The sequence below is a fragment of the Agrobacterium sp. P15N1-A genome, assembly GCF_044626815.1.
GTDB classification, from domain to species: Bacteria; Pseudomonadota; Alphaproteobacteria; order Rhizobiales; family Rhizobiaceae; genus Agrobacterium; species Agrobacterium leguminum.
Genome location: NZ_JBIUPF010000002.1, coordinates 690550 through 711578 on the forward strand (window position 1 = coordinate 690550; position 21029 = coordinate 711578).

21 protein-coding genes are annotated in these 21029 nt (G+C 61.4%); 11 read left to right on the forward strand and 10 right to left on the reverse strand.

What is annotated here, in order from left to right; genetic code table 11:
• Positions 1 to 22: 22 nt before the first annotated feature.
• Complete coding sequence (locus ACIK7D_RS11320; RefSeq protein WP_004430050.1) at positions 23 to 925, reverse strand: branched-chain amino acid ABC transporter permease; 903 nt, start codon at positions 923 to 925, stop codon at positions 23 to 25.
• 334 nt (positions 926 to 1259) lie between these two features.
• Here ACIK7D_RS11320 and cysQ point away from each other — a divergent pair, with 334 nt between their 5' ends.
• The 4 genes from cysQ to ACIK7D_RS11340 all read left to right on the forward strand — a co-directional run bounded on the left by cysQ (position 1260) and on the right by ACIK7D_RS11340 (position 4418).
• Positions 1260 to 2048, forward strand: a complete 789-nt coding sequence (gene cysQ, locus ACIK7D_RS11325) for a 3'(2'),5'-bisphosphate nucleotidase CysQ (RefSeq protein ID WP_400156320.1) — start codon at positions 1260 to 1262, stop codon at positions 2046 to 2048.
• A 357-nt stretch (positions 2049 to 2405) separates the two neighbouring features.
• On the forward strand, positions 2406 to 3446 hold the full coding sequence (locus ACIK7D_RS11330; RefSeq protein WP_400156321.1) for a DUF2793 domain-containing protein: 1041 nt from the start codon (positions 2406 to 2408) through the stop codon (positions 3444 to 3446).
• A 191-nt stretch (positions 3447 to 3637) separates the two neighbouring features.
• Positions 3638 to 3913 (forward strand): DUF1153 domain-containing protein, encoded by a 276-nt coding sequence (locus tag ACIK7D_RS11335; RefSeq protein WP_003491799.1) that lies wholly within the window; start codon positions 3638 to 3640, stop codon positions 3911 to 3913.
• A 223-nt stretch (positions 3914 to 4136) separates the two neighbouring features.
• Positions 4137 to 4418, forward strand: a complete 282-nt coding sequence (locus ACIK7D_RS11340) for a GNAT family N-acetyltransferase (protein ID WP_003522924.1) — start codon at positions 4137 to 4139, stop codon at positions 4416 to 4418.
• A gap of 216 nt (positions 4419 to 4634) precedes the next feature.
• On the opposite strand, the gene ACIK7D_RS11345 is transcribed toward ACIK7D_RS11340, so the two are convergent.
• A complete protein-coding gene (locus tag ACIK7D_RS11345; protein WP_400156322.1) occupies positions 4635 to 4838 on the reverse strand; it encodes a DUF1059 domain-containing protein in 204 nt (67 codons plus the stop codon).
• A gap of 287 nt (positions 4839 to 5125) precedes the next feature.
• On the reverse strand, positions 5126 to 5476 hold the full coding sequence (locus tag ACIK7D_RS11350; RefSeq protein WP_003491821.1) for a flagellar export protein FliJ: 351 nt from the start codon (positions 5474 to 5476) through the stop codon (positions 5126 to 5128).
• Positions 5477 to 5956: 480 nt separating this feature from the next.
• Between ACIK7D_RS11350 and ctrA the strand changes: the two genes are divergently transcribed.
• Both ctrA and ACIK7D_RS11360 read left to right on the forward strand, forming a co-directional pair.
• Positions 5957 to 6661, forward strand: a complete 705-nt coding sequence (gene ctrA, locus ACIK7D_RS11355) for a response regulator transcription factor CtrA (RefSeq protein WP_003522926.1) — start codon at positions 5957 to 5959, stop codon at positions 6659 to 6661.
• Between the two features lie 228 nt (positions 6662 to 6889).
• Entirely contained in the window at positions 6890 to 7405 is a 516-nt protein-coding gene (locus tag ACIK7D_RS11360) for a GNAT family N-acetyltransferase (RefSeq protein WP_400156323.1), read from the forward strand.
• Between the two features lie 52 nt (positions 7406 to 7457).
• Here ACIK7D_RS11360 and ACIK7D_RS11365 read toward each other — a convergent pair whose 3' ends face one another.
• From ACIK7D_RS11365 to chpT, 3 genes are all read right to left on the reverse strand, one after another.
• On the reverse strand, positions 7458 to 8504 hold the full coding sequence (locus ACIK7D_RS11365) for an alpha/beta hydrolase family protein (RefSeq protein WP_400156324.1): 1047 nt from the start codon (positions 8502 to 8504) through the stop codon (positions 7458 to 7460).
• 214 nt (positions 8505 to 8718) lie between these two features.
• Complete coding sequence (locus ACIK7D_RS11370; protein WP_080815931.1) at positions 8719 to 9246, reverse strand: GNAT family N-acetyltransferase; 528 nt, start codon at positions 9244 to 9246, stop codon at positions 8719 to 8721.
• Between the two features lie 84 nt (positions 9247 to 9330).
• Complete coding sequence (gene chpT, locus ACIK7D_RS11375) at positions 9331 to 9978, reverse strand: histidine phosphotransferase ChpT (RefSeq protein WP_174022802.1); 648 nt, start codon at positions 9976 to 9978, stop codon at positions 9331 to 9333.
• A 251-nt stretch (positions 9979 to 10229) separates the two neighbouring features.
• Between chpT and ACIK7D_RS11380 the strand changes: the two genes are divergently transcribed.
• Both ACIK7D_RS11380 and ACIK7D_RS11385 read left to right on the forward strand, forming a co-directional pair.
• Entirely contained in the window at positions 10230 to 10826 is a 597-nt protein-coding gene (locus ACIK7D_RS11380) for a DUF1134 domain-containing protein (RefSeq protein WP_003522931.1), read from the forward strand.
• Between the two features lie 143 nt (positions 10827 to 10969).
• Positions 10970 to 12196: a hypothetical protein gene (locus ACIK7D_RS11385; RefSeq protein WP_174022803.1), complete on the forward strand. Its 1227-nt coding sequence runs from the start codon at positions 10970 to 10972 to the stop codon at positions 12194 to 12196.
• A gap of 220 nt (positions 12197 to 12416) precedes the next feature.
• Here the strand turns inward: ACIK7D_RS11385 and ACIK7D_RS11390 are convergent, their stop codons facing one another.
• Both ACIK7D_RS11390 and ACIK7D_RS11395 read right to left on the reverse strand, forming a co-directional pair.
• Positions 12417 to 13271 (reverse strand): RNA methyltransferase, encoded by an 855-nt coding sequence (locus ACIK7D_RS11390; RefSeq protein WP_137003944.1) that lies wholly within the window; start codon positions 13269 to 13271, stop codon positions 12417 to 12419.
• Positions 13261 to 13653 carry a hypothetical protein gene (locus ACIK7D_RS11395; protein ID WP_137003945.1) on the reverse strand — a complete coding sequence of 131 codons (393 nt, stop codon included), beginning with the start codon at positions 13651 to 13653 and terminating at the stop codon, positions 13261 to 13263. Before ACIK7D_RS11395 ends, ACIK7D_RS11390 begins: the two co-directional genes overlap by 11 nt.
• A gap of 38 nt (positions 13654 to 13691) precedes the next feature.
• Between ACIK7D_RS11395 and ACIK7D_RS11400 the strand changes: the two genes are divergently transcribed.
• The 3 genes from ACIK7D_RS11400 to rpoH all read left to right on the forward strand — a co-directional run bounded on the left by ACIK7D_RS11400 (position 13692) and on the right by rpoH (position 16882).
• Positions 13692 to 14714: an RluA family pseudouridine synthase gene (locus ACIK7D_RS11400; RefSeq protein WP_035259711.1), complete on the forward strand. Its 1023-nt coding sequence runs from the start codon at positions 13692 to 13694 to the stop codon at positions 14712 to 14714.
• Positions 14715 to 14988: 274 nt separating this feature from the next.
• Positions 14989 to 15813 (forward strand): class I SAM-dependent methyltransferase, encoded by an 825-nt coding sequence (locus ACIK7D_RS11405; protein WP_003522580.1) that lies wholly within the window; start codon positions 14989 to 14991, stop codon positions 15811 to 15813.
• A 166-nt stretch (positions 15814 to 15979) separates the two neighbouring features.
• Entirely contained in the window at positions 15980 to 16882 is a 903-nt protein-coding gene (gene rpoH / locus ACIK7D_RS11410) for an RNA polymerase sigma factor RpoH (RefSeq protein ID WP_003522581.1), read from the forward strand.
• Positions 16883 to 17202: 320 nt separating this feature from the next.
• On the opposite strand, the gene ACIK7D_RS11415 is transcribed toward rpoH, so the two are convergent.
• Both ACIK7D_RS11415 and ACIK7D_RS11420 read right to left on the reverse strand, forming a co-directional pair.
• Positions 17203 to 19503, reverse strand: coding sequence for a hypothetical protein (locus ACIK7D_RS11415; RefSeq protein WP_400156325.1), 2301 nt, complete (start codon positions 19501 to 19503; stop codon positions 17203 to 17205).
• Positions 19504 to 19573: 70 nt separating this feature from the next.
• Positions 19574 to 20872, reverse strand: coding sequence for an adenylosuccinate synthase (locus tag ACIK7D_RS11420; protein ID WP_174022807.1), 1299 nt, complete (start codon positions 20870 to 20872; stop codon positions 19574 to 19576).
• Between the last annotated feature and the right edge of the window lie 157 nt (positions 20873 to 21029).

Here is a 21029-nt window from a genome sequence, read left to right on the forward strand (position 1 = left end):
GGAAGCGATATTGGTCATGGGATCACACCTTCTCGACTTCCGGACGACCGAGAATACCGGTCGGCTTGAAGATCAGCACGAAAGCCAGGATGCCGAATGCCGCGACATCCTTGTAGGCGATGGAGAAATAGGCCGACCACAGCGATTCGATGAGGCCGATCAGGAGACCGCCGAGAACAGCGCCCGGAAGCGAGCCGATGCCGCCGAGAACGGCCGCCGTAAACGCCTTGACGCCGGGAATGAAGCCATCGCTGAAGGAGGCAACGCCGTAATACATCAGATACATGGTGCCCGCGACAGCGGCGAGCGCCGCACCCATGATGAAGGTGATGGAGATCGTCTTGTCGACATCGACGCCAAGCAGCGCCGCCATCTTGCGGTCCTGTTCGGTGGCGCGCTGCGCCCGGCCGAGCGGGGTCTTGTTGACGATATACCAGAAGGCGAAGAGCAGCACCGAGGTGACGACCATGATGATGAGCTGCTTCAGCGACACGGTAATGGCGCCAAAATGATAGCTTTCCGTCACCATCGACGGGATCGGCTTGTTGCGCGGACCCTGCGTCACCTGGATGAAGTTGGACAGCGCGATCGACATGCCGATGGCCGTGATCAGCGGTGCAAGACGGAAGGAGCCTCTGAGCGGGCGATAGGCGACGCGTTCGATCACCCAGTTCCACAGGCCGGTCATCAGCATGGCGACGACCATCATCAGAAGCAGAAGAAGCGCCACCGGAATGCCGGCGACAAAGGATGTCACGATCAGGAAAACGATCAGCGCGGCAAAGCCGCCGAGCATGAAAATATCGCCATGGGCGAAGTTGATCATGCCGATGATGCCGTAAACCATCGTATAGCCGATAGCGATGAGGCCGTAGATCGATCCAAGAGTCAGCCCGTTGATGAGCTGCTGGATAAAATACTCCATGTCTTTCCCCCGGGCACGACCTCGAATGGGCCACGCCTCGTTATGTTAATTATAGGAGCGCCCTTGCAGGCAGGCCCCCACCCCCAAAATGCATATCGTGTTCGTTAAAAATGTGAAGTCAAAAACGGGCGATTCTGCACAAAATTTGGAATTTCCACATGGACTGCCGCTTTCCCGGTCAAAAGAGCCATGATTTTGGCAGGAAGTGCTGAAAAAATGACGGCCGGATGCTTATTTCAGCATTGTCCGACGCCTTTATTTGACGGGCCGCGGGCAAAGGAGTAGCGAAGATCGGAACGGCGATATCCCGCAGACGGGATCAATTGGCAAAGAGATGATCGACATTTTGACGAAAGCGGCGCTGGACGCCGGGCAGGCCATCATGGCGGTCCACCGTGCCGGCCCGCATGTGTCGTATAAGGACGACTGCTCGCCGGTGACCGAGGCCGATCAGCGCGCCGAGACGATCATTCTTGCGGCGCTCGCCGCCCATTTTCCCGATATCCCCGTGGTTGCCGAAGAGGCGGTATCGAGCGGCATCCTGCCTAAAACCGGTGCGGAATTCTTCCTCGTCGATCCGCTGGATGGCACCAAGGAATTCATTTCCGGCAAGGACGATTTCACCGTCAACATCGCGCTCATCCGCAACGGCGTTCCGGTGGCCGGCGTGGTTTACGCCCCCTGCCGCGGGCAGGCATGGACGGGCGAGGACAACGCCGCCGAAAAGCTCGCTATTTCCGGCGAAGGCGCCATCCTGTCGAGCCACCCCATCCGCGCGCGCCAGCGCGGCGCTTCCCCCGTGGCACTGATCAGCCGCTCGCATTGCACGGCGAAAACGGAAGCCTTCGTGGCCGAACACGGCCTGAAGGACTGCATCTCCGTCGGCTCTTCGCTGAAATTCTGCATGCTGGCGGAGGGCGCCGCCGATATCTACCCCCGCTTCAGCCGCACCATGATGTGGGACACGGCCGCCGGCGACGCCGTGCTGCGCGCTGCGGGCGGCAGGACGCTCGATTGCGAGGGCAGGCCGCTTGCATATGCGGTGAGGGGTGACGGCGAGGATGCGCTGGCCAATCCGGATTTCATTGCCGAGGGGGCGATGGCGGTGGAACACGCGGGGTAACAGGTGCTCGGCGTTTGCTGCGGCATTGGTGACGCGCGGCATTGGTGAGCTTCGGTGGGTGCGGCTTACCCCCCTCTGCCCTGCCGGGCATCTCCCCCAAGGGGGGAGATCGACTTGCGGATAGGTCTTCCCCATCTCAACGTTTGCGAATGAAGTGGCGGTAGCGCCTCCTGCCGATCTCCCCCCTTGAGGGGGAGATGCCCGGCAGGGCAGAGGGGGGTAAGCCGCATACGCCGAAGCCCCAAAAACATCCTCATACCGATCAGCGCGGACAAATTTCTTCCCCGCTCATCCCCACCCCACGCCACCACCCCACAATGCCCCCGCAACGAAACCCCACGGCGCGGAAGGCACATCATGACGGAACAGACGGCGAGACTTCGGCTTCCCTATATCCTCCCCTCGCAGGCCCAGAAACACGTCACCCATAACGAAGCCCTGCAAAGGCTGGATGCGATCGTGCAACTGGTCATCAAGGCCATCGTCACCGCGCCGCCCGATAACGCAGCGGAAGGAGATTGTTTCCTCCTCTCCGCCGATGCCGCGGGCGACTGGGCGGGCAAGGGCGGCAGGCTCGTTTTCCGGCAGGATGGCGCCTGGCTCTCGATCGCGCCGCAGCCGGGCTGGACGGCGTGGTTTACGGCCGAGAGCAGATATCGCATCCTGCGCGACGGCAACTGGCGCGACATGCCGCTGCCGGCTGCCGGCCGGCTGGAACGGCTGGGCATCGGCACGGAGGCCGACGCCACCAACCGGCTGGCGCTCACCTCGCCCGCCAGCCTCTTCACCCATGCCGAAGAAGGCGGCAGCCACCGCATGACGATCAACAAGGCGGGCAAGGGCGATACCGCCTCGCTGCTGTTCCAGTCCGGCTGGAGCGGCCGGGCGGAAATGGGCCTTGCCGGCAATGACGGGTTTTCGATCAAGACCAGCAAGGATGGCGCCTCATGGCACACTGCACTTCTCTGCAGCGGCGACGGCCGGGTCTCGATGCCGAACCGCCCGCTCGCGGTTGCCGGCCTGCCGGCGGGCACGACGAAACCCGCCAATGGCGCGGCGGCAGGTTTTTCCGTGCTCTCCATCGCCGAGGGCGGATTTGCGCTCGGCGATGCGGTGAGCGGCGGCGGGCGTGAACTCGTGGTTCCGGCAAAGGGCCCTTATCTGGCGGCCATGACGCTCGCCGTCGTCTCTTCCTCCGGCCACCGGGTGACGCTTTTCATCAACGGTGCGGCGGCCAGCTTCGGCATCGCCGGCAATGCATCGACGTCAGGCACATCGCAGTCGGCAACCTCCATCCTTTACCTCGACGCCGGCGACCGCCTGCGGCTGCAGCATGAGGGAACGGCGGAATTTACCCAGGGCAGCGGGAAAACGTGCCTTTCGCTTGCGGCGCTCTGATGGAAACAACCGATGAGAGAGAAAAATTGCGATTTTTGGAAAAATTTTTTCCCGGCAAAATAAGGCGACTCGAACAAATCAGGCGAAACCGTTCAAATTCTTAATAAATTGTCTAGAGCTGCTTAGGCAATTTTTAAAGGTACCGGGATAGAGTTCCCGTCATATGGTCTTGAGTTTGTATAGAGTGTCCAATGACCGAAATGATACGCCCACGAGTTAAATATGTCATCGGCCCCGATGGCAGCCCTCTGACGATCGCGGATCTTCCGCCTGCCAATACCCGTCGCTGGGTCATTCGCAGAAAGGCGGAGGTGGTTGCAGCGGTACGCGGTGGACTGTTGAGCCTCGAGGAAGCCTGCGAGCGTTATACGCTCACCGTTGAAGAATTCCTGTCCTGGCAGTCCTCGATTGCCGATCATGGCCTTGCCGGCCTGCGCACCACGCGCATTCAGCAATATCGCCACTAAAACAGTGCGCCGGCGCGAAAACGCGCCCAGACCGAGTTTCCAGAACGCCCCGCCGGATTATCGACGGGGCTTTCGGTCTGATTTCGGATTCCCCTGAAAACTGCCCCACAGAGCCGGCGATTGTCGCCGGTTTGTGTCCGCTGCGTTCGCAATCCCGCTGTTTCAATTCAGGCTGAAGCCGTTACAGTGGCGACAACGAACAGCAATGCGGAAGGCGCTCATCATGGACATCAAGACAACCGAAACCGGATCGCACGGCGAATATTCGGCGACCATCGACGGCCACAAGGCGGAGATGACCTATTCGCGCACCTCCCCTTCCCTCATCATCATCGACCATACCGGCGTGCCCGATGCGCTGCGCGGTAAAGGCGTCGGCCAGGCGCTTGCCGCCCATGCGATCGATGAAGCCCGCAAGGGCGGCTGGAAAATCATTCCGCTCTGCCCGTTCTTCAAGGCCCAGACATTGCGCCATGCCGAATGGGCGGATGTTATTCAGGGGTAAATGGCAGACATAACGAGCGTTATGTCAGTTATCTACGTATCGACGGATGTTTTGGCCAAAACGGAGCATCCACGCGCCGTCACCCCGGCCTTGAGCCGGGGTCCAGCAAGCTCAAGTCATTGAGCTGAAAAGACTCTTCTCGTCGCGCAGACGCGCGCCGGCTGGATGCCGGATCAAGTCCGGCACGACGGCGGAGATATTCGGGTGCGCCAGAAATCACGCCACCTTCAACGGCGGCGTCCCGGCATGCATGCTCCGGCGGACTTCTTCACGGAATTCGAGCGTATCCTTTGCCCCATGCACGGCCACGGCGTGTTGCACGGCCGCTTCCATAAGTTCCTCCGGAGAATCGGCGGAGATGGCGACGGTGCATCTGCTTTCACTGGGGAATTCGCGGCAATCGATATATTGGCGGGCCATTTTTTCCTCCCTGCAAGTGCCGCCCGCACCCGCCCGGGGCGCGTGCGCGTAAAAGCCTCCGGCTCACGGTCGGAACCCCGGTAAAATACGCCTTTCCCCACCTCCGGACAATCGAAATCAGGCCCGACCGTCCCGGCGGAAAACACCGGCAACGCGGCAAAACAAAAGGCCGCCCTTAAGGAGCGGCCTTTCGAAAAAATGCATGGCGTCCCGTCATTGAAAGCCGCCTCCTGATCCACCGGCAGCCGTCAATGAGGACGATCTTCGTAAATTCCTGCGCCCATAGGTCAGGCGCGGGCGCGGATGGCTCCGTCGCGGTTTTCGAGGGCAGCGGCCTTTTCATATTCGGCCTGCACCTCTTCCAGCGAAGCTTCGGCAGCTTCCTGCTGGGCCTTCAGCTCACGGATCGAGACCTGAAGATTATCCGCCCGCTGGCGCGCGGCCTTGGCGAAGGTCGGATAGGCGAAATGCGTCGGATCGGTAATGCCCGACTTGCTCTCTTCCAGAGATATCTGATGCACCAGTTCCTTTGCCATCCGCTCGAACTCGGACATCATCTGCTGCAGCTGGTTAAGCTGCCGGCGTTTTTCATTGACCTGAAATTCCTTCAGGCGAACCAGGCTGTCACGCGACTTCATACGCAATACTCCATGGATAGCGAGACCCGGATCAAAAAGGCACTATGCCACCCTGATCGGCCCGTTTAACCCGCCCGTTTTTCCGTAAGGGTTGACCCCTGTCCCGGAATGATTCCCAAAAGTTACCCGACGTTAATAAAAAACCGCCGTCGTTAACCTTTCGTTTACGGGCATCGTTAATGATAACGACGATCATTTAAGGGTCGGTAAATGCCAGGTCCAAAAAAATGGACCCGACGATGTAAGAGTCGATTGAATCACTTAACGGGATTTCCTCACGTTAAGCTTCAATTTTGGCGATGGTGGATTCACGTGCAAAAACAGCGAAATGCCTACTTTGCTTAATAAATTCGATACACCTTGCCAAAGGCAATTAGAATTTGTTAACCATTTGGTGGCAGCCTGCAAATCAGGCAACGTCTGGATCCGCATCGCGCGAGGCAATGATTTACCGGTTCGCGGGCGGCAAAGGGGATAATTATGCGGGTTCTACTTATTGAAGACGACAGCGCGACAGCGCAGAGCATTGAACTGATGCTCAAGTCGGAGAGCTTTAACGTCTACACGACCGACCTCGGTGAGGAAGGCGTGGACCTCGGCAAGCTCTATGATTACGACATTATTCTTCTCGACCTCAACCTGCCCGACATGTCGGGTTACGAGGTTCTGAGAACGCTTCGCCTCTCCAAGGTCAAGACGCCGATCCTCATCCTGTCCGGCATGGCCGGCATCGAGGACAAGGTTCGCGGCCTGGGCTTCGGCGCAGACGATTACATGACGAAGCCGTTCCACAAGGACGAGCTTGTTGCCCGCATTCACGCCATCGTCCGCCGTTCCAAGGGCCATGCACAGTCGGTCATCGCCACCGGCGAGCTGATCGTCAATCTCGATGCCAAGACGGTTGAAGTGGGCGGCCAGCGCGTTCACCTGACCGGCAAGGAATATCAGATGCTCGAGCTGCTTTCGCTGCGCAAGGGCACGACGCTGACCAAGGAAATGTTCCTCAACCACCTCTATGGCGGCATGGACGAGCCGGAACTGAAGATCATCGACGTCTTCATCTGCAAGCTGCGCAAGAAGCTCGCAAACGCCGCCGGCGGCGCAAACTACATCGAAACCGTCTGGGGCCGCGGCTATGTTCTGCGCGAGCCGGATGGCGCGACGGAATTCCTCGAAACCGCCTGATCCATTCCGGAACAGGACAGTTTTTAAAAGACCCGCTGGCAACGGCGGGTTTTTGTTGTGATTTTCTCTCCCTCATTCCTGTGCTTGTCACAGGAATCCAGCCAGCCCAAGTCCTTGGGCTGAAAGGATTCTTCCGCCGCGCAGACGCGCGTCGACTGGATTCCTGTGACAAGCACAGGAATGAGGGGGAGAAAGACCTAGCCACGCATCGCCAGAGGACGACGGCAGATGAACCACCCCATCCCTACCCTCAGGACCGAACGCCTGACGCTGCGCCCGCTGGCGATCACGGACTTTCCAGCCTATCGGGATTTCATGACGTCATTGCGCTCCATCGGTGTCGGCGGTCCCTACGACCTGCCCTCGACATGGGGCGTGTTCTGCCACGATCAGGCCAACTGGTACTTTTTCGGCCATGGCGCACTGATGATCGAGCTTGATGCAACGGGGCAATGTGTCGGCCAGGTCGGCATCAACCACGGTCCGCTGTTTCCGGAAAAGGAACTGGGCTGGCTGCTTTACGAGGGCCATGAAGGGCGCGGCTATGCGGCGGAAGCCGCCTCGGCGCTGCGCGACTGGGCCTTCAAGACCCTGAACCTGCCCACGCTTGTCAGCTACGTCTCGCCGCAGAACCGCAAATCCGCGGCCGTCGCCGAACGAATCGGCGGCAGGCTCGACCCGGCAGCACCCCGTTCCGATCCCGAAGACCTCGTTTATCGGCACAATCCGGCAAACGCCGTTTGAAAAACGGACGCCTCAGGACCATCCCGGCCACGAGGCGTCCGGAAAATCCGACCTAGCGCATTTCCGCTTTCAGAAAGCCGAGGATTGCCTCCGCGATCTGCGCATGGATGGCCGCGCGGTCCCTGCCGCCGCCATCCCGGCAGACGAAACCTTCGCCCGGTGAAAGCTCCTCCACGATCTTTTCGCCGTTCGGCCTGCAAATCTGCATGAAGCTGAAATGGCTGGCATCCGGTATTTCCCGATAAACGGTCGTTGCCTTTGGCAGATGCCGGGCGATATAGTCGGAATCGGCCTTGATGGCGGCGATCTCCGGTGTTTCCACACCCGCGGCCAGAACCAGAACCGGCACGCCGACGGCTTTCAGCGTCTCCGGCAGGAAACCGGCGGCCGGCCCGAGATCGAGCGCAATGGCGGCGCGGATGCGGGTATCCTTCAAATCCATCGAAAGCCGCGGATCGGCCCTGCCGTCACTGGCAACCCCGACTTTGGCGAGCAGCCGCGGAGCCTTGCATTGCGGCGGGCGCTTCTCCCCGCGGCAATCCTTCAGGGCAAGATCGGCGCTGTATCGCGCGCCAACCAGCTCCATTGCGGTCCAGCCGCCGAGGGAATGGCCGATTACGGCGATGCGCTTCGCGTCGATGCTGCCGGCGAATCGGTCATCGCCGAGCAATGCGGTCAGCGTTCTGCTGATGTCGCGCGGCCGTTCCCACAATGGAACGATCTCGGTCGCATTTTCTTCGGTGAACGATTCGCCGCCGTGATCCGGGGCGGCCACGACATAACCTTCCCGCACAAGCTCACCGGCAATCCAGTTCAGATTGCGCCAGCTTCCGCCGAAACCGTGCGACAGCAATATGAGAGGACGTGAACCGTCAAGAAGGGAAGCGCCCGGTTGAACCTCAAGGCCGTAAAAGGCGGCATTTTCGCCGACGATCTCGCTTTTGCCCGACGGCGCGGCCGGGTACCACAATGAGACGGCTAGCGTTCTCGAACCGGCCTCATCCGGCAATTCGATCTGTTTAAAGCCGATGCCGCTTTCCGCCGCTGCGGACTGGACAGTGGAAAAAATGACGATGACCGCCAGAAGAAGATAGCGCATGGGATGCTCCGGAGTTGATATGGACCAACTCCTGGTTCAATCCGCCGCCCGCCGAGACCTCAAACAGGTTTCAGGTCGTCCTGAAACGCGATTCGAGACAGCAACACCGGGCGCTGGAGAAAGCCGCGTCGCACTTTACTCAGAAATGCTCTGCCTCTTTGTTTTCACGCATTTTCCGGACGTAAAACCGCTTCGCACTTTTACTGGAAATGCTCTAGATATCCGCGATCCGCTCGAAAAGCCGAACGGGACTGTCGCGGAACGCCGTATCGCGAAATGGCCGGAAGCCGAATCGGGCGGCTATGGCCAGCGACGGGCTGTTGAGCGGATTGATCATGCAGACGGTCCGCTGCGAAATCCCGCGACCGTCGAACCATCGCAGCGCCGCCTCCACCGCCTCGGTCGCGACACCCTTGCCCACCAGCGCCCCGTCGATTTTCCACATCGCCTCGGGCACGCCGTCGAAATCCTCACCGTTGCCACGGCGCATATGGGCAAAACCCACCTCGCCCACGATGCGCCCCGTGGCAAGCTCTTCCACCACAAAGGGGCCGAAGCCAAAAGCGGACCAATGGCCCAGAAAACGCAAAAGCCGGGCGAAGGCGAGTTCCGGGTCCAGCGGCGCAATCGATACGACCCCTTCGATCTGCGGAACATCCGCGCCCCAGAAGGCGCGATAAAGCGCTTCATCCGCGATGGCATGCGGCCGCAGGACAAGGCGAGCGGTTGTCAGACGGGTCATGAACATGCTCCCCAAACGAAAAAGGCCGGCGCGTCGGCAGACGCGGTCCCGGCCCTTCACAAATTCAGATCGGCGATTGAACGGTCACGCGGCAACCGTCTTGGCGGTAAACACGATGCGGTCGTCATGCACCTTGTATTCCACCGCCATATTGGCCTCCTCGGCCAGAAGCAGCGTGTAATAGGGCTGAACGGAATGGGCGTCGACCGCCTCTTCCAGCCTGCCTTCGTAAATTTCCACGAACTTGGCCGGCACGCGCATCATCCGGCCCTTGACGGTGATTTCGAACCTGGCGTCGCCGTCGGGGCTTTCCAGCAGCACATCCACATTGCCGCCGCGCGGAATTGCGCCATAAGCCACGAGGAAAAGGTTGAGCAGAAGTTTGACACGATTCTTCGCAACGATGGCGCGCGGGCCGTTCCAGCTCACCTCCGCCTTCTTTTCAGCGGCGGCGAAATCCTGGGCGGCCTTTTCGGCCTCGCCGGTGTCGATGGACGCGCCGGCGGAGCCGGAAGCGCCGAAAGCAAGGCGGGCGAACTTCAGCCGCACGGATGCGTTAAGGGCTGACGTGCGGATGAGATCGAGCGCATCGTCATCCGTGCCGCCCTCGTCCAAAAGTTCGAGGCCGTTATTGATGGCGCCGACAGGAGAAATCACATCATGGCACACACGGCTGCACAGAAGAGCCGCCAGATCGGGACCGGACAGCGTGATATTGAGTTTGCTCGTCATAAAATTCTCTCCTGCGCAAGGGAGGCGCGGACGGTGTGGAAATTGTTAAGCCATAATGACACCATATTTGGTAAACCGATTGTTAATAGGATGGTTTCAAAATGCCAAATGCCTTAACAGGCCACACTGGAGCCCCGTGTATCCGCAAGGATGCGCGAAACATGCTGTAGAACTTTGACTCTGCGTATCGGCCTTTTCGAAAACCGATTCGGATTTTCGAACCGATGCGCTAACGAAACAGACGGACGGACATGACGATGCGCCTTACGAAAACCCGCACCATTGCACGCCTCGGACTGGGAAAGATCGTCGCGCTCCTTGCGAGCCTCCTGATATGGGTCGCACCGGCCGCGGCCCAGAACAGCGATCAATATTCTTTCCAGGAAGTCGTGGATGCAGGCCACGGATTCTTCGGTGAAACCACCGGCGGCCTTGCCAAGGTGGTGGAGCGCGCCTTCCAGCAATACGGTCTTCCGAACGGTTACATTCTGGGCCAGGAAGGCTCCGGCGCCTTCGTCGCGGGTCTCACCTATGGCGAAGGCACGCTTTACACCAAGAATGCCGGCCAGCACCCCGTCTTCTGGCAGGGCCCCTCCCTCGGCCTCGATTATGGCGGCCAGGGCACCCGCGCCATGATGCTGGTCTACAACCTGCCTTCCGTCGATGCGCTTTACCGCCGTTACGGTGGTGTGAGCGGCTCCGCCTTCATCGTCGCCGGCGTCGGCATGACCTATCTGAAGAGCAGCGACGTGACGCTTGCCCCCATCCGCACCGGCATCGGCGCGCGCCTCGGCATCAATGTCGGTTACCTGAAGCTCACCCAGCAGCCGACCTGGAACCCCTTCTGATTCGCTAAAGCCGGGGCGGGAGGAAATAACGGGCCGGTTTTGACGGTGCGACACCCCTCCCCACGGTTGCAATAATAGCGTAACGTGCTTTCGCGCCCCTCTTTCCGAATGCGCGCGTATCTGAGTTTCGGAGACTGTCCCGCGTGATCGAATATGCCATTCTCTTCGGATTGGGTTTTCTCACCGCAACCCTGCTGGCCCTGCTGATCGCACCCGCGATCCACCGCCGCATCGTCGCCTATACGGAAAACCGCATACGCGCGACAATGCCCATCAGCCCGCAGGAAGTGCGCGCCCAGAAGGACATGGCGCGTGCGCTCTATGCGGCCGAAAACGCCAAGGTCCGCCAGGAACTGGATACGGAACGGGAAAAGAACACCTCGCTGCGTCTCGCCAACGAGGCCGCCTCCAGCGATGCCTATCGGCTGGGCGAACAGAACCGCAGCTTCTCCCTGAAAATCGAAGAGCTGACGCTGGAAATCGGCGAATTGCGCGCGGCCCTCGATGCCGCCGAAGAACACGCCGGCGTCGTACAGGCGAACCTCGCACAGCAGGAGCAGGCCGCCAACGAGCGCGCCGGCCAGATGTCCGATCTCACCGCCCGCCTCACCAATCTGACGCGCGAGCTGGATGATTCGAAAATCCTTGCCGCCACCCGCGATCTGGAAGCCGAACAGGCCAAGCAGAGCGCCACGCGTTTCCGCAAGGAAGGCGAGACCGCGACCCGCGAATTGCAGGATGTGGCGGCCCGCAACAAGGAAGCGATGACGGCGGTTGCGCGCGAAAGCCGCAAGGTCACCCGGCTCGAGGAACAGGTCGCGACCCTCATGGCGAAAAATGCCGATCTCGACACGATGCTGACGCTGCGCAACCAGGAAGTCGCCCGCCTCAAGGAACAGCTTGCCGCAACCGGCGGCCGCGCCAACGACATGATCATTCGCCTGCCGAACCCCGCCGTGCCGGTCGAGAAAACGGTTAGCCCGTCGCAACCGACGGCCCCTGCCCCAGCCGCCGCGCTTGAAACCGCACCCGCCGAAGAAGAGGCGGCACCGGCGATGGCCGCAGAGGAGCCGGCCCCCCCGGTCGTGACGGAGCCAGCGGCGTCGCAAGGTCTGGAGCAGGAAATCGAGGATATCCGCAATCAAGGCACAGCGCTCACCGAACGCCTGCTGAACGTGCGCGGCACCGGCAATGACGAACCCATCCGCCGCGAAATCGCAAGGATCGCCGCCGAGATGATCGCGCTCACGGCGGCGCAGGAGGGCGAGAAATCGCCGATTCCTGGGCTGCTTGCCAAGGCCTCCGGCTCATCGGGGCGGGAGAGCCTTGCGAAGCGGGCGAAGGTGGTGATGGAGAAGCGGAAACATTAGGCCTTCGGTGGGTGTGGTTGTGCCCCGCGTTGAGTGTGTGGCTTACCCCCCTCTGCCCTGCCGGGCATCTCCCCCTCAAGGGGGGAGATCGGCAAGAAGCGCTACCATCACTTCATTCGCCAATGTTGAGATGGGCGCGACCTCCCCGCAGATCGATCTCCCCCCTTGAGGGGGAGATGCCCGGCAGGGCAGAGGGGGGTGAGCCGCACCCACCGAGCCCCTAAACCCGCCCCATAACCCCCGCCATCTGATAAAGCGCCAGCCCCGAAGCCGTCCCCGCATTCAGGCTATCCAGCTGCGGCGACTGCGCAATCCGCGCCGTATGGAACCGCGAGAGCACCGATTGCGGCAGCCCCTCGCCTTCCGTGCCGATCACCAGCGCCATGCGCTCGGACCGGGGAATATCGCGAATCTCGGTCTCGCCACCAGGCGAAAGGCTCCAGATAGCAAAACCGGCCTCGGAAAGCCGCTCCAGCATCTCCACCGCCCCGCCGCCGCGATGCCAGGGAACCGAAAGCACCGAGCCTACGGAAACGCGTAGCGCCTTGCGATAAAGCGGATCGCATGAGGTCTCGTCCAGCAACACCGCATCGGCATAAAACGCCGCCGCATTGCGGAACATCGCACCCAGATTATCGTGATTGGAAATGCCGCAACCGACCAGCACCAGCGACGAGGCGGGAAGTGCCGCCGTCATCTCTTCCAGTCCGCGATCCTGAACCCGTCGCCCAAGCGCCAGAATGCCGCGATGCAGGTGGAACCCGACGATGCCATCCAGCACCGGCGCTTCCGCTACATAAACCGGCACATCCGGCGGGAAATCAGCAAGGATATCCGCGACGCCCGAAAGCCGGTTTCTGAGGATGAGGATGCTCTCGGCCGCAAAGGCGCCGCCCGCTTTATGGGCGGCGGCCAGCATGCGCAGCACCACCGTGCCTTCGGCAATGAAGCGGCCCTGCCGCCCGGTCAGGTCGCGCTCGCGAATATCGCGAAAGGCGGCGATGCGCGGATCTGCCGGATCTTCGACCGGGATCAGCGCCCGCCCGTCCAGCAGCTTATCGGCCTCACTGGCCATCGACCGTCACATCGGCGAGGAACCGGCCGGCCGCGACGTTGAAGACCAGCGCCTTGCGGGTACCGTTGGCGAGCCGGCCGTAAAACAGCATGTCGCCGCCGGAATAGCTGACGTTGTCGATCGTGAAGCCCTGCGGCAGGCTGGCGGTGACGGCCAGCGGCCCGTTGCCGGTGGGAACGGCCAGGTTCGGCGCTTCGCCCTGCGTCTGAACCGCCTTCGACGGCCCCATCGCCTTGTAGACAACCGCACCGAAGACGGCCATAAGGCTGATAAACATCACGGAGCCCGACACGATCTGCAAACGGATCATCTTGCGGCGAACTTTTTCCATGGCCGGATCAAGCGGCTTGTCTTCCTGTTCGTCTTGCTCGATCTGCGTCATCGGGTTCCCTGAAATGCTGATGGATCGGAAAAATAAGAATGAACGACCCCTTTAAACAAGGCGGAGACGCAAGGAAAGTCCTGATTGCCGGGGAAAACGCCGAAGGCCGCCTCGATTCATGGCTGGCGGGCGAAGTGGGTGGCGACTTCTCCCGCAGCCGGCTGAAAGCACTGATCGAGCAGGGCGCGGTCTCCATCAACGGCCAGCCGGTGACGGAGCCGAAAAAGAAGGTGCATCCGAAGGACCGCATCGAAATCGTCATGCCCGAGCCGGAAGACCCGGAACCCAAGGGCGAGGACATTCCGCTCGACGTGGAATATGAGGATGAAGACCTGATCGTGCTCATCAAGCCCGCCGGTCTCGTTGTGCATCCGGGCGCCGGCAACTGGACCGGCACGCTGGTCAACGCCCTCATCCACCATTGCGGCGACAGCCTCTCCGGCATTGGCGGCGTCAGGCGGCCGGGCATCGTGCACCGGCTGGACAAGGAAACCTCCGGCGTCATGGTCGTGGCGAAGAACGACAATGCCCACCGCCATCTCGCCGCGCAATTTGCCGACCATGGCCGCACCGGCCCGCTGGAACGCGCCTACAAGGCCGTTGTCTGGGGCCGCCCGCGCACCCTGCGCGGCACCATCGACGCCGCACTCGGCCGCAGCGCCGACCGCACCAAACGCGCCGTCAAGCACGAGGATTCGGACGATGCCCGCGAGGCAATCACCCATTACGAGGTGATGGAACGTTACCATGAGCGGCCGGACGCCACCTGCCTCGCCTCCATGGTGGAATGCCGGCTGGAAACCGGCCGCACCCACCAGATCCGCGTTCACATGGCCCATATCGGCCATCCGCTGATCGGCGATCCCGAATATGGCGCGGCCTTCCGCACCAAGGCGAACCTTCTCGAAGAACCGGCAAAGAGCACCGTCCGCGGCTTTCCGCGCCAGGCCCTGCATGCCTATCTGCTCGCTTTCGAACATCCGCGCACCGGCGAGGTGATGGAATTCGAAACCGACCTGCCGGATGACATGGAAGCGCTGACCGCCGCATTGCGTGGCTGAAAACCTGCATGGCGCGGTCAAAAAAACTGCGCCATGTATTTCGCCGGAAGCCCCGGATAATAAAAAAAGATTAGCGGATAGCGATATTCCGCAGTCGGTCCTTTTTATAGACCGCCCCAATTTCGCTTCAATCGTCACACCTCCTCGGCCCCGCAAAGCCTGAAATCGCCGCCGTTAAATCGTGCCGATTTCAAGCCTGTCAAATAAAACCGCAGGGACGCCATCCGTTCGATCCGCCCCCGAACGGAACCGGCATGATGACGGGATCTATCGCATGAATATCGAAGACCGCCGGTTTATCTTTCAGGAGTTGCGCAGCGTCGAAGGCTATATCGACCCGCCCGATGCGCTCGTCTTCAAGGCGCTGTTGCAGGCCCAGACAAAAAGCGGCCTCCATGGCGGCATGGCGGAAATCGGCGTTTATTACGGCCGCTCCTATTTCCTGCTGCGCAAATTCGCCGGGAGGCAGGAAAAGGTGCTGGGCGTCGATCTCTTCGATCTCGATCCGCCCGAAGATGGCAGCCTCGACCAATATGAACGCCTGATGGAAAACGGCCGTCGGCTGGGTTTCGCCATGGATGAAGAGCTGATCATCAGGGGCGACAGCACGCAGCTGGCGCCCGCCGATATCACCTCCCGCATCGGCCCCGCGCGCTTCTTCAGCATCGATGGCGGCCACAACCTGCACCACGTGCTGGCCGATGCGAAACTGGCGATGGAGGTGATCGCGCCGCATGGCGTCATCGTCTTCGACGACACCTTCAACCCCGCCTGGCCGGAGGTGACGGTCGGCGTCGCCGATTTCCTGCGCACCCACGGCCACAGCCTCGTCTGCTTCGGCATGACGAAATACAAAACCTATGTCTGCCGCCGGGAATTTCACGCGACCTATGCGGACGCGATTGCCGCCGATCCCGATCTGCAGGCGCTTGCCCATGTGGAGACGCAGTTCCTTGGCTCGAAGGTTATGCGCCTGCACAATCCCATGCGCCGGCGGGTGATGTATGAGCTGATGGTGCGCTCCGGCCTTGGCGGTTTTTCGGAACGAATCTACCGTTCGAAAGTTAAACAGGTCAAAGAAGGTGTCACTGGAACATAACGCATGTGTGAACGCAGCGTTCGCTTGAAACGCGGCGGGCGCGTACATATCTGTCACATGGGTTCGTGCGGGGTCGGTAACGACCCGCAGCTTACGGTGTGCCTCCGGCGGGTCAGTCGCCGATCAAAGAGGGTGCCGTTCCAGACCATAGATAAGGGGGTGCTTTATGGCCCGCAATAGTTTGCCTACAATTACAGCCGGCGAAGCCGGTCTCAATAGATATCTCGACGAAATCCGTAAATTTCCGATGCTGGAGCCGCAGGAAGAATACATGCTTGGCAAGCGTTACGCCGAGCATGGCGACCGCGACGCCGCGCATAAACTCGTCACCAGCCACCTGCGTCTCGTGGCCAAGATCGCCATGGGTTACCGCGGTTACGGCCTGCCCATCGGCGAAGTCGTCTCCGAAGGCAATGTCGGCCTGATGCAGGCGGTAAAGAAGTTCGATCCGGAGCGCGGTTTCCGTCTCGCCACCTATGCCATGTGGTGGATCAAGGCCTCGATCCAGGAATATATCCTGCGCTCCTGGTCGCTGGTGAAGATGGGCACGACCGCCAACCAGAAGCGCCTGTTCTTCAACCTGCGCCGTCTGAAGGGCCGCATCCAGGCAATCGACGATGGCGATCTGAAGCCGGAGCACGTCAAGGAAATCGCGACGAAGCTTCAGGTGTCGGAAGAAGAAGTCATCTCGATGAACCGCCGCCTGCATGGCGACGCCTCGCTGAATGCGCCGATCAAGGCGTCCGAAGGCGAGTCCGGCCAATGGCAGGACTGGCTGGTGGACGACCATGACAGCCAGGAAGACGTGCTGATCGAACAGGACGAGCTGGAAACCCGCCGCCGCATGCTGGCGAAAGCCATGGGCGTGCTGAACGACCGCGAACGCCGCATCTTCGAGGCCCGCCGGCTGGCCGAAGACCCGGTGACGCTGGAGGAACTCTCCTCCGAGTTCGACATCAGCCGCGAACGCGTGCGCCAGATCGAGGTTCGCGCCTTCGAGAAGGTGCAGGAAGCGGTGCAGAAGGAAGCGCTGGAAGCTGCGCGCGCCTTGCGCGTGGTGGATGCGTAAAGCATATCCAGCAAAAGTGCGGAGCAGTTTTGCGTCCGTGCCATGGATCATCCTCGGCCCTCGGCCGGGGATTTTTTGTCGGTAAAAGACTGACGACTGGAAATGGCCTGCCATCCGAGACCGGCGATTGCGCTGGAGGAAAACCGGCAGGAAAAATATCCATGCTTCGGGGGATGCCGCTCACCCCCCCTCTGCCCCGCCGGGCAGAGGGGGTGAGCCACACCCACCAGCACCAACTAACCCACCCATCACCCGACAAACGCAAAGACACCGCCGTAGCCATATAACGAAAAGGGCGACCCGAGCCGCCCTTTCAATCCTTATTGACCGCCGGCAGCAGGTGCCGCCGCCGCCCATTCGCTAAGCGCCTTGTCAAAGGCGGCGATGCCGTCATTGCCCTTTTGCAGGGTCAGCAGCGCACGCCGGCCGTTGCGGTAGGAAACCGGGATGTCGATCCAGTTGCGGCTCTTCAGAAGCTCCAGATTGGTCTTCATCGCATCCGGGAAGTCGTTGAGCGCGATCATGTGGAAATCGTCGGTGATCTTGGCCGGAACCGCGATCAGCGCGTTGCCGCGATCCTGCTCGGTGCTCTTCATCGCGATGCGCTGGACGCTGTCGATAGCGCCACCTTCGAAGCCGGGCGAAACCGAGAAGACGATCTCGATCAGATGGCTGGCCGGCAGCGACGGGTCGGTATTGCGCTTGAAGGTGATCAGCGCGCTGAGGCCACGGCCGGGAACGGTGATCTGGCCCTGCACGGTCGGAGAAGGTTTACCGTCACCGTCATTTTCCTGCTGCAGCGACCAGGAAACACTGCCCTGAATGGCGGTCGGCACCGTCTGGCCCAGCACTTCCTCATAAAGGAACATGCGGTCGCCGGCAGCGGCGGCGGCGGGCTGCTGCGCCGGCGGCGTGCCGGCAGGCGTTCCGGCGGGCGCACCGGCATTATTGGCCGGAGCCTCGCCAGCGGGCGGCGGCGCGACATTCTGCTCATAAACCGACTGGCCTTCGGCGGTGACCGGCTGGCCGTTCGCACCGGCGGCAGGTCCTTCGTCACGCTCGGTGCCGTCGGCCAGAAGCCGCTGGGTGAACTTGGTGCCGGTGACGGAGCCGTCATCGCCATGGGTCGGGGTCTGATGGTTCGTCGGGGTTGTCGGCTGCTGCCCCGTGGCGGGCGGCTGCTGGGTCGCCGGCGGTGTCGAGGTCTGCGCCTCACCCGTGCCGTTCGAAGCCGTCTGGCTGGTGCCGCCGTTCTGTGCGGAGCTGACCAGCCCGCCGACCATATCGTTCAGCGCATCGCGGTTCATCCACACGGCATAACCGCCGCCGGCAAGCAGCGCCACGCCGACAAGGGCCAGAACCAGCGACGCATAATTGCGGCGCGGCTTCTTCTTGACCATATAGGCGGGCGTCGCGGCGGCAGCGCCCACGCCATTCGTTTCGCCCGAAGCCTGACGGGTGGACGACGACGCGCCGTCATAACCGATCAGCTCGTCCAGATCGTCCCAGGGCGTGCGTTCCTTGTTATCCTTTGCCGCTGCCTGATCGCCGAAGAGATCGTTATCCGCGCGCGGCAGCGCCGGCGCGTCCTTGGCGGGAATGGCAATATCCGCATCCTGGAAATAGGACGAGAAATCCTCGACCACGGCCGCCTTTTTCGGAGCCTGCTCTTCCGGCTGGCGATGGTCGTCAAAATCGTGCCGACCGCCAAACGCCGGAGCATGCTCCACGGCGGCGGGGCCGAAATGGTCGTCCGCCTCGCGCCGCTCATCCTTTTCGTAAGGGGCGGGCTCGAAGCTTACTTCCGGTTCCTGGTAATGCTGCGCGGCATAACCGGCAACGAGCGGACGTTCGTCGGTCTCGTTGCGAACCTCTTCATATTCCTCGGCGGCCGGACGCACATCGTCGTCCTGCGCTTCATCGAGCTTGCGCCAGTCATCCTCATCCACCGGCTGCGCCCAATGGGAGGGAACGGAATCATCGGCGGCGCCGAGCGCCGTTTCAGGCTCCGGCTGGTGAGCCGGCTCTTCGTCCGTCCGTGTGAAATAGGTGCCGACGGCTTCGTCGGAGGCGTGTGCCGGGGCGGGAGCGGCATGAACCGTTTCCGGCGCATCATAAAGCTCTTCCGGCGCGCGGTCGCCGCGATGCGGCTCCTCATCGGCAGCGGCGTCAGCGTGCCGGGGCTCTTCCTCTTCGGCCGCGTCTTCGTAAGCCGGCTCCGATTGCGCGGGTTCAACGGATGCCGGCTCTTCGTAGACCGGCTCGTGCCGCGCCTCTTCCCGGTCGGCATCCTCCGCCGGCTCGGCGCCGCGGGCCTCGTCTTCGTCGGCAGCATCCTGCTGGTAATAGGATGCCGCCGTCTCTTCCGCAGCGGGAGAGACAGCGTCATCATCCTCCAGCGCCGGAAGCGCCTCGGCATATTCGCTGTCCACCTCGGCTATGGCGGCGTCCAGCTTGGCGATCTGCCGGCGCAACAATTCTTCCGGCGGACGTGGCTTCATATTCTCGAGTTGGCGCACAACCGCACTGCGCGCCTTGTCGTAAACCTTCGCCCGGTTTTCGGGAGTATTGTTCGCCAAGCCATCCACGGCCTTGCGAATGACTGCTACAAAATCCGCCATAAGCACTTTCTCGTCGTGACCGGCGACGTACCGGCCCGATATGGTTTATGAATCTAGATCGCCGAGGACATTAATCCTCAAACGGATCAGTCACAAGTATGGTGTCGTCACGCTCCGGACTTGTCGACAGAAGTGCGACAGGCGCCCCGATCAATTCCTCGACCTGACGGACATATTTGATTGCCTGAGCAGGCAAATCCGCCCATTTTCGGGCACCGACGGTAGATTCCTTCCAGCCTTCCAGCGTGATGTAGATCGGCTCGACGCGCGCCTGCGCGCCCTGGCTGGCCGGAAGATGGTCGATTTCCTGCCCGTCAAGCTTGTAGCCGACGCAGATTTTCAGCTCGTCGAGACCGTCAAGCACGTCAAGCTTGGTGAGTGCGATGCCGGTAATACCGTTGGTGGCGACCGACTGGCGCACCAGTGCGGCGTCAAACCAGCCGCAGCGGCGCTTGCGGCCGGTGACGGTGCCGAATTCATGACCCTTTTCGCCCAGGAACTGGCCGATCTCGTCATTCAGCTCGGTCGGGAACGGACCTTCGCCAACGCGGGTGGTGTAAGCCTTGGTGATGCCGAGAATGTAACCCAGCGAACCCGGACCCATACCCGAACCGGCAGCCGCCTGGCCGGCAACCGTGTTGGAAGAGGTCACATAGGGATAGGTGCCGTGGTCGATATCGAGCAGCGAGCCCTGAGCGCCCTCAAACAGGATGCGCGCACCGGCGCGGCGCTTCTTGTCGAGCAGCAGCCAGACGGTTTCGCTGAACGGCAGGATGCGCTCGGCAACCGAGCCCAGCTCTTCCATGATCGTCTCATGCGAGACTTCGGCCGCGCCGAAACCGCGGCGAAGGGCATTATGATGCGTGAGGATACGGTCAACCTTGGCGGAAAGCGCCTCCATGTCGGCCAGATCCATGACGCGGATGGCGCGGCGGCCAACCTTGTCTTCGTAAGCCGGGCCGATGCCGCGACGGGTGGTGCCGATCTTGGTACCGCTGTTGGAGGCGGCGTCTTCGCGCATGCCGTCCAGCTCGCGGTGCAGCGAAAGAATAAGCGTGGCATTGTCGGCGATACGCAGGTTTTCCGGCGTAACCTTGACGCCCTGCGCTTCCAGACGGCCGATTTCGGCGATCAGCGCATGCGGATCGACCACGACGCCATTGCCGATGACCGCGAGCTTGCCGGGACGCACGACGCCGGACGGCAGAAGCGAAAGCTTGTAGCTGATGCCATCGATGACAAGCGTATGGCCGGCATTATGGCCGCCCTGATACCGCACGACGACATCTGCCCGCTCGGACAGCCAGTCGACAATCTTGCCTTTGCCTTCGTCGCCCCATTGCGAGCCGACCACCACAACATTCGTCATTTCTTGCTTTCCTGCTCATGGCGCTTGCGCGCCCGATAACCCGATGGGAAACCCAAACCCGCGAATGTATACTGTGTTGTTTTACGGAAAGCGACCCTGTTTCTTATGGAGAATTTTGCTTTTTCCGTGACAAGGCGCGGATTTCCCGCATTATCTC